Here is a 13,699-nt window from a genome sequence, read left to right as displayed (position 1 = left end):
GATCGACTTACTTGGTATATTTGGTGATCAGTTCCTGGGCCTTGGCGCGCAGTGCCTTGCCGTCGATGCCCTTGGCTTCCATTTCGGCATACCAATTGTCGATAACCTTGTCGGCGACTTCATGCCAGCGAGCGACCTCGGCTTCATCGAGAATGACGATTTCATTGTCGGTGGCTTCGGCAATCTTGCGGCTGGGCGCATCGAAGGCGGCCTGAGTCTTGCCGGCAAAGGCGGAGAATTCGGCGCCGGTGTTGTCGTCGATCACCTTCTTGAGATCGTCGGGCAGGCTGTCGTACTTGGCCTGGTTCATCGCCAGAACAAAGGCTGCGGTGTAAAGCGCGGTATCACCTGAGAACTCGGTGTGGGTATTGACCAATTCGGCAATCCTGAGGGCCGGGGTGACTTCCCACGGGATCACGGTGCCGTCGATCACGCCTTTGGAAAGGGCTTCCGGAATCGCCGGAACCGGCATGCCGACAGGTTCTGCGCCAAGTTCGGCGAGGAGCCCGTTGATCACCCTTGTGGGACCACGCAGCTTCTTGTCCTGCATGTCTTCGAGCTTGCGCACGCCTTCGCCCTTGGCGTGAATGACGCCGGGGCCATGAACCCAGGTGCCGAGAATCTTGATGCCCTTGAAGTCCTGGGCTTCCATGTCGGACTTGAACAAATCCCAATAGGCGCGCGAGGTGGCTTCCGCATTGGTCATCATGAAGGGAAGTTCGAACACTTCGGCGCGCGGGAAGCGGCCGGGGGTGTAACCGGGAAGGGTCCAGACGATGTCGACAACACCATCACGGGCCTGATCCATCAGTTGCGGCGGGGTGCCTCCGAGCGACATTGCGGAGAATACCTCGACCTTGATGCGGCCTTCCGATGCGGCGCCGATCTTTTCGGCCCAGGGGATCAGGATTTCGGCCGGAACATTGGCCTGCGGCGGCAGGAACTGGTGCATGCGCAGTGTGACTTCTTGCGCCATGGTGGCGGCCGAAGACAGGCCAAGAGCGGAAACCGCCAATGCCGCGGCTGCGGCGGATTTCAGGAAATTGCGTTTATTCATAGTATCCTCCCAGATTGACTATGCGGTTGTTGTTCCGCGGTTACCCCGAAACTAGGGGCAATTTTTGTAACTGCCTAGGGCCCGATCTCTTTGCCGGCGTCACGGTATCGCGCGGTACCCTGCGGAGACCTGCGATACGAGACCATGCCCGTTCAGGACGCGACAGGGAAGACGAAAAACAACGACCAACTGCCACATGCTGCGCCATCAGGTTTACCGCATACCACTCCAGAACCTCCTCCCGGATCGCACGCGCAACTCAATTGACCGACCGCCCGGTCAGTTTATAGGGGCAATAACCTGCAGTCACAAGATTTTTATTTTTTGCCGGTTCGTTACCAGTCAGAATCAGCTGTGGCGGATTGATGCGACGGCTGCGGATGGCAACTGAAGGCATTTGGGATGCGAGTGCGAGGTTGGTCGACTGTGACCGGCGGTGGGCAGGGATTGGGTGCAAATCCTGATCTTAATGGTTGATCCTTTTGGAAAAAAGGAAAATGATGCAGCCTTGGGTAATTGAGGATTGTACCCCAAGGGAGGAATTTCATGGCGAATGTATCGATGACCGTGAACGGAAGATCCGTTTCCGGCCACTGCGAAGACAGGACATTGTTGGTCCAGTTTATCCGCGAGAATCTCGGCCTGACGGGAACCCATGTCGGATGTGATACATCCCAGTGCGGTGCTTGCGTTGTCCATGTCGACGGCAAGGCGGTGAAATCCTGCACCATGCTCGCGGCGCAAGCCAATGGCTCGGAAGTGGTCACCATCGAGGGTTTGGCTTCAGGCGGCGAATTGCATCCGGTGCAGGTGGCGTTTCGCGAAAATCACGGGCTGCAATGCGGCTTCTGCACACCGGGCATGATCATGTCCACGGTCGACATGATTAAGCGGCATGGAGGTCAGCTCGACGAAAAGACCGTTCGCGCCGAGCTCGAAGGCAATATCTGTCGCTGCACGGGCTATCACAACATCGTCAAGGCTGTTCTCGATGCCGCGTCGAAAATGGGTGACAGCGCGAAAGTGGCCGCCGAATAAGCAACGCCGTAACAGGCGTAGGCTTGCGGCTATAATCTGGAGCGACACGAAAGACTGGAACAGCGACGACATGATGAGGGCAGCAGAGCGCGACAGAACGGCGCTGCAGCACTTGCGGTTCCTGACTTTGGTGATGACCTGCCCGGATTGGTCGCGACTTTTTCGCCTGCACTCAATCGGAGGAGTTTGAGATATGGGAATTGAAGGCATTGGCGCCCGCGTGGAGCGCAAGGAAGACAAAAGATTCATTACCGGCAAGGGTCGCTATACCGACGATATGGTGGTGCAGGGCATGCGGCATGCCCATTTCGTGCGGTCGCCGCACGCGCATGCCAGGATCAAGAGCATCGACACCTCGGAAGCTGAAAAAATGCCAGGTGTCATCGGCATCCTCAACGGCGCTCAGCTTACCGAGGACGGCATCGGCAACATCATTTGCGGCTGGATGATCCACTCCAAAGACGGCACGCCGATGAACATGGGGGCCTGGCGGCCACTGGCGCAGGACACGGTTCGCTATGTCGGTGACGCGGTTGCTATCGTGGTGGCCGATACCAAGGCGCAGGCGCGCGATGCGGCGGAAGCCGTGGTCGTTGATTACGAGACATTGCCGGTGGTGGTTTCCGCCGTTGACGCCTTGAAGGACGGTGCTCCGCAGCTTCACCCCGAAGCCAAGGGCAACCTGATTTTTGATTGGGAGATCGGCGACAGCGCCGCCACCGATGCGGCGATTGCCTCGGCTGCGCATGTCACCGAGATGAAGATCGTCAACAACCGTCTGGTGCCCAACCCGATGGAGCCGCGCGCGGCGCTCGGCGTCTACGACGAGGGCGAGGATCACTACACACTGTGGACCACTTCGCAGAACCCGCATGTGGCGCGGCTGGTGCTCAGCGCGTTCTATAATGTGGCGCCTGAAAACAAGCTTCGGGTGATCGCGCCCGATGTTGGCGGTGGCTTTGGCTCGAAGATCTATATCTATCCCGAGGAAATCGTCTGCCTGTGGGCCTCCAAACGCACCGGCGTACCCGTCAAATGGAACAGCGACCGGACGGAAGCCTTCCTTACCGACGCGCATGGCCGCGACCATGTCTCGACCATCAAGATGGCGTTTGACGCCGACAACAAGGTGACCGGGTTCAAGGTCGACACGATCGCCAATCTGGGCGCCTATATGTCGCTGTTTTCGAGCTCGGTTCCGACCTATCTCTACGCGACGTTGTTGTCGGGCCAGTATGCGATCCCGGCGATCCACGCCAATGTGCGAACGGTCTACACCAACACCGTGCCGGTTGACGCCTATCGCGGCGCCGGGCGGCCCGAGGCCTGTTACCTTGTCGAGCGGGTGATGGAAACCGCAGCTCGAGAGTTGGGCGTTACGCCCGCCGAGTTGCGGCGCAAGAACTTCATTCGCGAGTTCCCCTACCAGACCCCGGTGATCATGAATTATGACGCCGGCGATTTTGATGCCTCGCTTGATGCGGCCATGAAGGCGGTCGACTATGACGGCTTCGCCGCACGCAGGAAGGAAGCCGAGGGGCGTGGCAAGAAGCGCGGTCTCGGCATGAGCTGCTATATCGAAGCCTGCGGCATCGCGCCGTCGGCCGCGGTGGGGTCGCTCGGCGCTGGCGTTGGCCTTTGGGAATCGGCGGAAGTGCGGGTCAATGCGGTGGGCACGGTTGAAGTGCTGACCGGCTCGCACAGCCATGGCCAGGGCCACGAGACGACGTTTTCGCAACTGGTCGCCGAGCGCTTTGGTGTCGGCATCGACAGCGTGTCGATCGTCCACGGCGACACCGACAAGGTGCAGATGGGCATGGGCACTTACGGCTCGCGCTCGGGTGCGGTCGGCATGTCGGCGGTGGTCAAGGCGCTCGACAAGGTTGAGGCCAAGGCCAAGAAAATCGCCGCCCACCTGATGGAAGCGGACGAAAGCGATATCGTCATCGAGAATGGCGAGTTGAAAGTCGCAGGTACCGACAAGAGCGTGCCGTGGTTCCAGATGGCGCTGGCCGCCTATACCGCGCACAATCTGCCGGCGGGAATGGAGCCCGGCCTGAAGGAAGGCGCGTTCTATGACCCGGCCAACTTCACCTTCCCGGCAGGCTGCTACATCTGCGAAGTCGAGGTTGATCCGGATACCGGCAAGACCGAGATTGTGCAGTTCGTGGCGGCTGATGATTTCGGCAATATCATCAACCCGATGATCGTCGAAGGCCAGGTGCATGGCGGGGTGGCGCAGGGGATCGGCCAGGCGCTGCTGGAAGCAGCACATTACGATCCCGAGACCGGTCAATTACTGACGGCGAGCTACATGGATTACACGATGCCACGCGCCGACGACCTGCCATTCTACAAGGTCTCGACCACGGCAACGCCCAGCCCGTCCAACCCGCTTGGTCTCAAGGGCTGCGGAGAGGCCGGGGCGATCGGATCGCCACCGGCAGTCATCAACGCCATCACCGACGCAATCGGCAACAATGACCTGGCAATGCCTGCGACCCCCGAACGGGTCTGGGCAGCGCTGCGGTCGGCACAGTAGGAAAGGGAGGCAGACATCATGTATGCAACCAATTATCACCGCGCCTCCTCGGTGGAGGAAGCCGTCAAGCTGGTCTCGGGCTCGGACGAAGCCAAATACCTGTCGGGCGGACAAACCCTGCTTCCGACGATGAAGCAGCGGCTGGCTGCGCCTTCGGATCTGGTCGACCTGCGTCATGTCAACGACATGAAGGGCATTTCAGTCAACGGCAGTTCCATCCGCATCGGCGCGGCGACCACACACGCCGAGGTGGCGGGATCGTCAGAGATCGCGAACGCCTGTCCGGCGCTTGTGCATCTGGCAGCCCATATCGGCGACCCGCATGTGCGGCACATGGGCACGATCGGCGGGTCGATCGCCAACAATGATCCGGCGGCGGACTATCCGGCGGGTCTGCTGGCGCTCAATGCCACCATCGTCACCAACAAGCGCTCAATGGCCGCCGATGAGTTTTTCACCGGCATGTTCGACACGGCGCTCGACGAGGGCGAACTTATCGTTGCCGTGGAAATCTCAGCCCCTGCCAAGAGCGGCTATTCGAAGTTTCCCAATCCGGCGTCGCGCTACGCCATGGCCGGCGTATTTGTGGCCAGGGCGCGTGACGGGTCGGTGCGGGTGGCTGTCACCGGCGCAGGCTCAGATGGCGTATTCCGCCATGCGGGCATGGAACAGGCGCTGGGTTCGGATTTTTCCGCGGCCGCGCTTGATGGCATCGAAGTCGATGATTCCGAACTGATGTCGGACATACATGCCTCGTCGGCCTACCGTGCCAACCTGGTCAAGGTGATGGCCAAACGGGCTGTGGATGCCGCGAGGTAAGGCTGTTTCGAAGGGTTTTCGGTTTGGGCCGAATTACTGAATTGTGAGGGCGGATCAACGCGATCCGCCCTTTTCATTTCAAAAAATTGCGCGGGCTCGCGTGAATACGAAAGGAAACGCGCTTGCATTGAAAAGGCGATTGGCGTTTGATCGCCCCCAAGCTGGAGGAGCTACAAATTCGGCCCTCGGTGAAAACACAAAAACAATGCGTACAACCATAGGGGATGCGCCATGAAAAAATTAAGCTCACTTCTGGCCACGACGGTTCTTGCGACCATGCTGGTCTCGACCGCTCAGGCCAAGACGCTGGTTTATTGCTCGGAAGGATCGCCGGAAGGCTTCGACCCCGCGCTCTACACATCAGGCACCACATTCGACGCCTCGTCGAAGAACGTCTACAACCGTCTGGTCGAATTCAACATCGGCACCACCGAGACCAAGCCCGGCCTGGCCGAGAGCTATGAAGTCTCCGAGGATGGCCTTGAATACACCTTCAAGCTTCGCCCCGGTGTGAAATTCCACACAAGCGATTTCTTCACACCGACGCGCGATCTCAATGCAGACGACGTGATCTTCTCGTTCGAGCGCCAACTCAAGGAAGACAATCCCTTCAACAAGTATGTCGAAGGCGCGAGCTGGGAATATTTCAACGGCATGTCGATGCCGGACCTGCTGAAGTCGATCGACAAGGTTGACGACATGACGGTCAAGTTCGTGCTCAATCGCCCGGAAGCGCCGTTTATCGCCAACATGGCGATGGATTTCGCCTCGATCATGTCGAAGGAATATGCCGACAAGCTCGAAGCAGAAGGCAAGGCCTCTGACCTCAACCAGAAGCCGATCGGCACCGGTCCGTTCCAGTTCGTGGCCTATCAGCCCGACGCTGTGATCCGCTTCAAGGCACATCCGGACTACTGGGCCGGCAAGGAAAAGATCGACGATCTGGTCTTTGCCATCACCACCGACGCATCCGTGCGCCAGCAGAAGCTGATGGCTGGTGAGTGCCACGTGGCACCTTACCCGAACCCGGCCGATCTAGACGCGCTCAAGGCCAATGCCGATCTTGAAGTGATGGAGCAGGAAGGCCTGAATGTCGGCTACCTGGCCTATAACGCGCTTGTGCCGCCGTTCGACAATGCCAAGGTCCGCAAGGCGCTCAACATGGCGATCAACAAGCAGGCCATTCTGGACGCCGTGTTCCAGGGCTCCGGCCAGGCTGCCAAGAACCCGATCCCGCCGACCATGTGGTCCTACAACAAGGCCATTGAAGACGACGCCTTTGATCCCGAAGCCGCCAAGGCAATGCTCGAGGCAGAAGGTGTGAAGGATCTGTCGATGAAGATCTGGGCGATGCCGGTACAGCGTCCCTACAACCCGAATGCCCGCCGTATGGCTGAGGTGATGCAGGAAGACTTCTCGAAGATCGGCGTCAATGTGGAAATCGTCTCCTATGAATGGGGCGAGTATCTCGACAAGTCGAAGGCCAAGGACCGTGACGGCGCAGTGCTGCTCGGCTGGACCGGCGACAATGGCGATCCGGACAACTTCTTGGCCGTGCTGCTGGGCTGTGACGGCGTTGGCGGTTCGAACCGTGCACAATGGTGCAACGACGAGTTCGAAGCGCTGATCCAAAAGGCCAAGGTCGTTTCAGACAAGGCCGAGCGGACCAAGCTCTACGAAGAAGCACAGGTTGTCTTCAAGCGCGAAGCACCGTGGGCGACGATTGCCCATTCGGTGGTCTTCATGCCGATGAGCAAGAAGGTCAGCGGCTACGTGATGGATCCTCTCGGTGGCCATTGGTTCACCGGCGTTGATATCGCCGAATAACCTCAACAGGAAAGACGGGGGCGTTGTACAAACGCCCCCGTTGCCATTGATCATATGCTGCGTTTTTTCCTTACACGTGTAGGCCTGCTGATCCCGACCTTCATCGGAGTTTCAATCGTGGCCTTCGCCTTCATCCGGTTGCTGCCGGGCGACCCGATCATGCTGCTCGCCGGCGAGCGCGGCGTTGACCCCGCGCGCTATGCGGAACTGCAGGCAATGCTCGGTTTCGACAAATCGATACCGGTCCAGTACTACAATTATCTCGTCGATATTTTGCAGGGCGATTTCGGCACCTCGATCGTCACCAAGCGACCGGTGCTTGATGAATTCCTGACGCTTTTCCCGGCGACCATCGAACTGGCGCTTTGCGCAATCATCCTGGCGACGCTGATTGGCATTCCCGCCGGTGTGGTTGCCGCCGTCAAGCGCGGTTCCTGGCTCGATCAGGGCCTGATGGGCACCGCGCTGGTTGGCTATTCAATGCCGATCTTCTGGTGGGGGCTTTTGCTGATCATTCTGTTTTCCGGCATTTTGCAGTGGACCCCGGTGTCGGGGCGGATCTCGCTGATCTATTTCTTCCCGCAGGTGACCGGCTTCATGCTGATCGACAGTCTGCTGTCGGGCCAGTCCGGCGCCTTCAAGTCGGCGTTGAGCCATCTGGTGCTGCCGACCATCGTGCTGGCAACGATTCCGCTGGCGGTGATTGCACGGCAGACGCGTTCGGCAATGCTGGAGGTGCTGGGCGAGGATTATGTCCGTACCGCCCGCGCCAAGGGGCTGCCGCCACGGCGGGTGATCGGGGTGCATGCGCTGCGCAATGCACTGATCCCGGTGATTACCACGATCGGCCTGCAGGTCGGCGTTCTACTTGCCGGCGCCATTCTCACCGAAACGATCTTTTCCTGGCCGGGCATCGGCAAGTGGATGGTCGATTCGGTTTTCAAACGCGATTATTCGGTGGTGCAGGGCGGCCTGCTGTTGATTGCCGGCGTCATCATGATCGTCAATCTCATTGTTGATTTGCTGTACGGGCTGATCAATCCACGCATCAGACATTGAGGGTGGGCCATGACTGACACAACAGTTGCTTCCCCTGACCAGACGCCGCTGCGCCGCGGCCGGTTTTCCGAGTTCTGGTATTATTTCAGCCAGAACCATGGTGCCGTGCTTGGTCTGGTGGTGTTCTCCATCATCGTTTTTGTCGCGATTTTTGCACCTCTGATCGCGCCGCATTCGCCGAGCGTGCAGAACCGCGAAGCCTTCCTGCTGCCGCCATTCTGGCAGGAGGGCGGTAACATGAGCTACCTGCTGGGAACCGATGCCGTGGGTCGTGATATTCTATCGCGGCTGATGTACGGATCGCGGTTTTCGCTGTTCATCGGTCTGTTCGTGGTGGTGCTTTCGGTTTCCAGCGGCGTGATGATCGGCCTTATCGCAGGTTATTTCCGTGGCTGGGTCGACACCGTGATCATGCGCATCATGGATGTGATCCTGGCGTTCCCGTCGCTGCTGCTGGCGCTGGTGCTGGTGGCCATTCTGGGCCCGGGCTTGCTTAACGCGATGATTGCCATCGCGCTGATCCTGCAGCCGCATTTCGTGCGGCTGACGCGGGCATCGGTGATGTCGGAGCGTGACCGGGAATATGTCATCGCTTCGCGGGTGGCGGGCGCTGGCAAGATGCGGCTGATGTTCCTGACCATCCTTCCCAATTGCCTGGCGCCGTTGATCGTGCAGGCAACGCTGTCGTTTTCGTCGGCCATTCTCGACGCCGCGGCGCTCGGCTTCCTGGGCATGGGCGCACAGCCGCCAACGCCTGAATGGGGCACGATGCTGGCCGAGGCGCGTGAATTTATCCTGCGGGCCTGGTGGGTGGTTACCTTCCCCGGCGTGGCGATCCTGGTCACAGTGCTGGCGATCAATCTGATGGGCGACGGTCTGCGTGACGCGCTCGATCCGAAACTGAAGAAAAGCTGATGTCCCTGCTCGAAATCAAGAACCTGACCGTGAGCTTCGACACTGCGTCCGGACCGTTCCGCGCCGTGGACGGGGTGGACTTGAATGTCGATGGTCGCGAAATCCTGTCGATCGTCGGTGAATCCGGATCCGGAAAATCGGTGGCGATGCTGGCGCTGATGGGTTTGTTGCCTGACACAGCATCGGTAACAGCCGATGTCATGCGGTTTGACGGCAAGGACCTGCTGACCATGTCCGCACGGGACAAGCGCAGCATCATCGGCCGCGATATCGCCATGATCTTCCAGGAACCGATGTCGAGCCTCAATCCGTGCTTTACGGTTGGCTTCCAAATTGGCGAGATGCTCAAGCGGCACACCGAGCTTGGTCGCGCCGAGCGCAAGGGGCGGGCAATCGAGCTGATGCGGGCGGTGGGTATTCCTTCGCCTGAGCAGCGGCTGTCAGCGTTTCCGCACCAGTTGTCGGGCGGCATGAGCCAGCGGGTGATGATCGCCATGGCGGCCTCGTGCCGGCCGAAGCTGCTGATTGCGGACGAACCGACGACGGCGCTGGATGTGACCATCCAGGCGCAGATCCTCGATCTGCTGCGGGATCTGTGTGCTGAGTTCGACATGGCGCTGGTGCTGATCACCCACGACATGGGCGTGGTGGCGCAGATGGCGCACCGGGTTCAGGTGCAATATGCCGGCCAGAAGGTCGAGGAGCAGAAGGTGGAGGAGCTGTTTGCCGATCCGCATCATCCCTATACTGCGGCACTGCTGTCGGCTCTGCCGGAACGGGCCACCGGGCGCGGGCACCTGCCTTCGATCCCCGGTGTGGTGCCGGGTCAGTTTGACCGGCCGCCGGGGTGCCTGTTCGAGCCGCGGTGCACCTTTGCCACCGCCAGTTGTCGCGTCGGTGCGGTACGGCAGGGACAGGAAATGGGGCTCGCCTTGTGCAATCATCCGCTTGCGAACGGTGTTCCGGCGGACGGCACTCCGGCGCGGGAGGTGCTGGCATGAGTATCGTTCTTCACGCCACTGACCTGACTCGCAATTATGAAGTCAAGCGCGGCATGTTCGGCAAGCCTGCGCTGGTGCGCGCGCTCAATGGTGTGAGCTTTAACCTAAGTTCCGGCAAGACGCTTGCCGTGGTGGGTGAATCGGGTTGCGGAAAGTCGACGCTGGCGCGCCTCGTCACCATGATCGAGGAGCCGAGTTCCGGCACACTGACGATCGATGGCAAGCCGGCGGCGCTCACCGACAAGAGCCTTCGGCGCACCGTTCAAATCGTGTTCCAGAACCCTTATGGCTCGCTCAATCCGCGCCAGAAGGTCGGCGCCATTCTGGAGGAACCGCTCAAGGTCAACACCAGGGATGATGCTGCGATGCGGCAGGAAAAGGCCCGCGCCATGATGCAGCGGGTGGGGCTAAGGCCGGAGCATTACGACCGTTACCCGCACATGTTTTCGGGCGGCCAGCGGCAACGCATTGCCATCGCCCGGGCGCTGATGCTCAATCCGAAGATCCTGGTGCTGGATGAACCGGTGTCGGCGTTGGACCTGTCGATCCAGGCGCAGGTGCTGAATCTGTTGATCGACCTGCAGAAAGAATTCGGGCTTGCCTATCTGTTCATCAGCCACGATCTTTCGGTGGTCAAGCACATCGCTGATGATGTGATGGTAATGTATCTCGGTCGTCCGGTGGAATCGGGTTCCGCAGAAACGGTGTTTGCTGCCCCGAAGCACCCCTATACTCAGGCGCTGCTGTCGGCGACGCCGGTTGCTGATCCGACCAAGAAGCGGGAACGGGTGCAGTTGGAAGGCGAATTGCCGTCACCGCTCGATATCCCCAGCGGCTGCGCATTCCATCCGCGCTGTCCGATCGCGGTGCCAAAATGCGCTGAAGCGATCCCGCCGGAACGCCTTGTCGCCGGCCGTCAGGTGGCCTGCATTCTGGCCGAATGATACCGGCAAAGACTGTGGAGCAGATCAGGCAACCCGGTTTTTGATAACGCCCTTCAGGCCGATTTGCGCATCATGGACGCGGCAATCTGGCGGGCCTCGCTGTCAGCCGCGTAGACATCCTCGATGCTGTTGGCGCCGCGGCCGTCATCGAGCTGGTCCATCACCCTGGCGACCACATCAGCCATGTCGAGAAAGCCGATGCGACCCGAGATGAAGGCATCGAGGGCTGCCTCCTTGGCGCCATTGAGCGCGGCGCCCTGCAGGTCACCGCGCTGCATGGCGATGCGGGCCAGGGCCAGCGCCGGAAACCGCGTCTCGTCGGGGGCAATGAAATCGAGACGGGCGAGTTTAGCCAGATCCAGCCGTTCGACCGGCAGGCTGGCGCGGCGGGGATGGGAGATGGCATAGCCGATGGCGGTGCGCATGTCGGGCGCGCCAAGCTGCGCCAGCACCGATCCATCGCTGTAGCCGACCATCGAATGAACCACCGATTGCGGATGGACGATCACCTCGATCTGCTCGGGGCGCATGTTGAACAGGTGCCGAGCCTCGATCATTTCCAGCGCCTTGTTGAACATCGAGGCGCTGTCGATGGAGATCTTCAGGCCCATCGACCAGTTCGGGTGATTGGCGGCCGATTCCGGTGTGACCCGCGCCATCTGCTCGCGCGTGTGATTGCGGAACGGTCCGCCCGAGGCTGTCAGAATAATGCGCTCGACAGCGTGCCGCTGATGTTGATCGAGAACCTGAAAAATGGCGTTGTGCTCGCTGTCGACAGGCAACAGCTTGCCGCCGCCTCGGGCCATCGCCGCGCCGAACAGGTCGCCGGCGGAAACCAGGCATTCCTTGTTGGCAAGCGCGATATCGGCGCCTTTTGCTACCGCGGCCAAAGTCGGCGCCAGTCCGGCAATGCCGACAATGCCGGCCATCAAGAGGTCGGTATCGCGTTCAGCCGCCTCGATCAGCGCCGATGGCCCGGCGCCGATTTCGATGCCCGACCCCGAAAGCGCCGATTTGAGATCGTTGTAGCGGCGCTCGTCGGCGGTGGCGGCGAAGCCTGCCCCGACGGTGCGGGCCTGTTGAGCGAGCAGTTCAATATTGCTCATGCCGGTGATGGCCGGAACTTCGAATGCTGTGCTGCCGCCAAGATGCGCCATCACGTCAAGCGTATTGCAACCGATCGAGCCGGTCGAGCCAAGGATGGTGATACGGCGGCGTTGCGGGGCAGGTGCACTGCTCATTTTCTGATACCGGCGGCTCGGGGTTTCTGGTCAGTTAACATCAACGACCCGTCCGATCATTAAGATCTAGCAATTCGAGATACAAGGCGGAATGATCCAGATCGGCGCCTTCGAGCGGGCCGGCAAGGCGCGCGAACCGCTCTCGCACTTCCTCGACCATCGGCAGCCGGATGCCAAGTTCTTCTGCTTCCAGAAGGATGTTGTCGAGATCCTTGAGCTGGACGGAAGCGCGGCCCCGCGGTGCAAAATCACCGGTCTGCATGCGCTGGCCGTGCAATTGCAGAATGGTCGAATCGGCAAAGCCGCCACTTAGCGCAGCACGGAAAGCGTCGAGGTCACCGCCGCCTTCGCTGACCAGCAAGGTTGCCTCGGCGACGGCGCCGATGGCAATGCCGACAATCGCCTGGTTGGCGAGTTTGGCGAGTTGGCCGGAGCCGGAAGGGCCGACACGGGTGGCACGGCCCAGTGGCTTGAAGATGGAAGAGGCATTGTCAAAGATGGCCTGATCGCCGCCAGCCATGATCGCCAGCGTGCCCGATTCAGCGGCCGTGGTGCCGCCGCTGACGGGGGCGTCGAGATGGCCAACTCCCTGTTCGGCCAACCGCGTGGCATGGTCGCGCGCCTGGGAAGGCCGAATCGAGCTCATGTCGATGACGGTGGCTCCTTGAGACAGCGCTTCGGCGACGCCTGATCCAAACAGCACTGCGTCCACCACTGCGCCGTCGCTCAGCATGGTGATGGCGTGGGTCGCGGACCGGACCGCATCGGCGGGTGTATCAGCGACAGTGGCGCCCTCGGCTGCCAGCACGGCAGCCTTCGCGCGGTCGCGGTTCCACACGGTGAGATCGTGGCCCGCATCCAGCAGCCGCCTTGCCATTGGCAGGCCCATCAGCCCGATACCCAGCAGCGCAATTGATGTTGTCATGAGCGGCTCCCCCGTTCGTCGCCTGTCGTTTACCTGGAATCAGGCGCGTGGTACCGATTGTTTGCTGTATTTCGTGCAGTAGCCGCCCTTCAGGCCACCACTTTTCGCGCGTGCGGAGACGTATTTCAAGACCGCATCTGCAGGTGCGGGGCAAGGCGCGCGCGGAGCCCCGCCGGACAATAATGCGGAGATGGCGGGTCTGAAGCTGCGGCAGCGGCTGTGGCGCGGCTGTTGGCGGAATCCCGCGTGCCGGCAGCAGGGCCTATCGCAAGAAAATCACCGGGAAATTACTGGAAAATTCTTGAAAAATTACTGGGGCTTGCAGATTTGA

The 13,699-nt window shown here is 60.5% G+C and carries 11 protein-coding genes; 8 read left to right on the top strand and 3 right to left on the bottom strand.

What is annotated here, in order from left to right:
• Window positions 1-7: 7 nt before the first annotated feature.
• Complete coding sequence (locus ACK6D9_RS00875) at window positions 8-1,057, bottom strand: TRAP transporter substrate-binding protein (protein WP_412050277.1); 1,050 nt, start codon at window positions 1,055-1,057, stop codon at window positions 8-10.
• A 546-nt stretch (window positions 1,058-1,603) separates the two neighbouring features.
• On the opposite strand from ACK6D9_RS00875, the gene ACK6D9_RS00870 reads away from it, so the two are divergent.
• The 8 genes from ACK6D9_RS00870 to ACK6D9_RS00835 all read left to right on the top strand — a co-directional run bounded on the left by ACK6D9_RS00870 (window position 1,604) and on the right by ACK6D9_RS00835 (window position 11,202).
• On the top strand, window positions 1,604-2,095 hold the full coding sequence (locus tag ACK6D9_RS00870; RefSeq protein WP_267654274.1) for a (2Fe-2S)-binding protein: 492 nt from the start codon (window positions 1,604-1,606) through the stop codon (window positions 2,093-2,095).
• A gap of 193 nt (window positions 2,096-2,288) precedes the next feature.
• Window positions 2,289-4,637, top strand: a complete 2,349-nt coding sequence (locus tag ACK6D9_RS00865) for a xanthine dehydrogenase family protein molybdopterin-binding subunit (protein ID WP_322988496.1) — start codon at window positions 2,289-2,291, stop codon at window positions 4,635-4,637.
• A gap of 18 nt (window positions 4,638-4,655) precedes the next feature.
• Window positions 4,656-5,456, top strand: a complete 801-nt coding sequence (locus ACK6D9_RS00860; RefSeq protein ID WP_412050276.1) for an FAD binding domain-containing protein — start codon at window positions 4,656-4,658, stop codon at window positions 5,454-5,456.
• A gap of 231 nt (window positions 5,457-5,687) precedes the next feature.
• Complete coding sequence (locus ACK6D9_RS00855; RefSeq protein WP_322988494.1) at window positions 5,688-7,283, top strand: ABC transporter substrate-binding protein; 1,596 nt, start codon at window positions 5,688-5,690, stop codon at window positions 7,281-7,283.
• Window positions 7,284-7,337: 54 nt separating this feature from the next.
• On the top strand, window positions 7,338-8,342 hold the full coding sequence (locus tag ACK6D9_RS00850; RefSeq protein ID WP_412050275.1) for an ABC transporter permease subunit: 1,005 nt from the start codon (window positions 7,338-7,340) through the stop codon (window positions 8,340-8,342).
• Between the two features lie 9 nt (window positions 8,343-8,351).
• Window positions 8,352-9,257 carry an ABC transporter permease subunit gene (locus tag ACK6D9_RS00845; RefSeq protein ID WP_267654270.1) on the top strand — a complete coding sequence of 302 codons (906 nt, stop codon included), beginning with the start codon at window positions 8,352-8,354 and terminating at the stop codon, window positions 9,255-9,257.
• Window positions 9,257-10,258 (top strand): ABC transporter ATP-binding protein, encoded by a 1,002-nt coding sequence (locus tag ACK6D9_RS00840; RefSeq protein ID WP_322988492.1) that lies wholly within the window; start codon window positions 9,257-9,259, stop codon window positions 10,256-10,258. The genes ACK6D9_RS00845 and ACK6D9_RS00840 overlap by 1 nt, the downstream gene beginning before the upstream one ends.
• The gene (locus ACK6D9_RS00835; protein ID WP_412050274.1) at window positions 10,255-11,202 is read left to right on the top strand and encodes a peptide ABC transporter ATP-binding protein; all 948 of its coding nucleotides are present in this window, start codon (window positions 10,255-10,257) and stop codon (window positions 11,200-11,202) included. Before ACK6D9_RS00840 ends, ACK6D9_RS00835 begins: the two co-directional genes overlap by 4 nt.
• A gap of 53 nt (window positions 11,203-11,255) precedes the next feature.
• Here the strand turns inward: ACK6D9_RS00835 and dxr are convergent, their stop codons facing one another.
• Both dxr and ACK6D9_RS00825 read right to left on the bottom strand, forming a co-directional pair.
• Window positions 11,256-12,443: a 1-deoxy-D-xylulose-5-phosphate reductoisomerase gene (dxr, locus tag ACK6D9_RS00830; RefSeq protein WP_412050273.1), complete on the bottom strand. Its 1,188-nt coding sequence runs from the start codon at window positions 12,441-12,443 to the stop codon at window positions 11,256-11,258.
• Between the two features lie 40 nt (window positions 12,444-12,483).
• Complete coding sequence (locus tag ACK6D9_RS00825; protein ID WP_412050272.1) at window positions 12,484-13,368, bottom strand: NAD(P)-dependent oxidoreductase; 885 nt, start codon at window positions 13,366-13,368, stop codon at window positions 12,484-12,486.
• Between the last annotated feature and the right edge of the window lie 331 nt (window positions 13,369-13,699).

It is taken from the genome of Hoeflea sp. Naph1 (assembly GCF_046837775.1).
Lineage (GTDB): Bacteria > Pseudomonadota > Alphaproteobacteria > Rhizobiales > Rhizobiaceae > Hoeflea.
Note: the sequence above shows the minus strand (reverse complement) of the source record. Positions and strands in the feature narration are given on the sequence as shown.

What these genes read in the sequence shown, in the direction of transcription:
- ACK6D9_RS00870 (WP_267654274.1), top strand. Translation starts at nt 1,604, where the DNA reads ATGGCGAATGTATCGATGACCGTGAACGGAAGATCCGTTTCCGGCCAC.
- ACK6D9_RS00850 (WP_412050275.1), top strand. Translation starts at nt 7,338, where the DNA reads ATGCTGCGTTTTTTCCTTACACGTGTAGGCCTGCTGATCCCGACCTTC.
- ACK6D9_RS00840 (WP_322988492.1), top strand. Translation starts at nt 9,257, where the DNA reads ATGTCCCTGCTCGAAATCAAGAACCTGACCGTGAGCTTCGACACTGCG.
- dxr (WP_412050273.1), bottom strand. Translation starts at nt 12,443, where the DNA reads ATGAGCAGTGCACCTGCCCCGCAACGCCGCCGTATCACCATCCTTGGC.
- ACK6D9_RS00835 (WP_412050274.1), top strand. Translation starts at nt 10,255, where the DNA reads ATGAGTATCGTTCTTCACGCCACTGACCTGACTCGCAATTATGAAGTC.
- ACK6D9_RS00825 (WP_412050272.1), bottom strand. Translation starts at nt 13,368, where the DNA reads ATGACAACATCAATTGCGCTGCTGGGTATCGGGCTGATGGGCCTGCCA.
- ACK6D9_RS00875 (WP_412050277.1), bottom strand. Translation starts at nt 1,057, where the DNA reads ATGAATAAACGCAATTTCCTGAAATCCGCCGCAGCCGCGGCATTGGCG.
- ACK6D9_RS00860 (WP_412050276.1), top strand. Translation starts at nt 4,656, where the DNA reads ATGTATGCAACCAATTATCACCGCGCCTCCTCGGTGGAGGAAGCCGTC.
- ACK6D9_RS00845 (WP_267654270.1), top strand. Translation starts at nt 8,352, where the DNA reads ATGACTGACACAACAGTTGCTTCCCCTGACCAGACGCCGCTGCGCCGC.
- ACK6D9_RS00865 (WP_322988496.1), top strand. Translation starts at nt 2,289, where the DNA reads ATGGGAATTGAAGGCATTGGCGCCCGCGTGGAGCGCAAGGAAGACAAA.
- ACK6D9_RS00855 (WP_322988494.1), top strand. Translation starts at nt 5,688, where the DNA reads ATGAAAAAATTAAGCTCACTTCTGGCCACGACGGTTCTTGCGACCATG.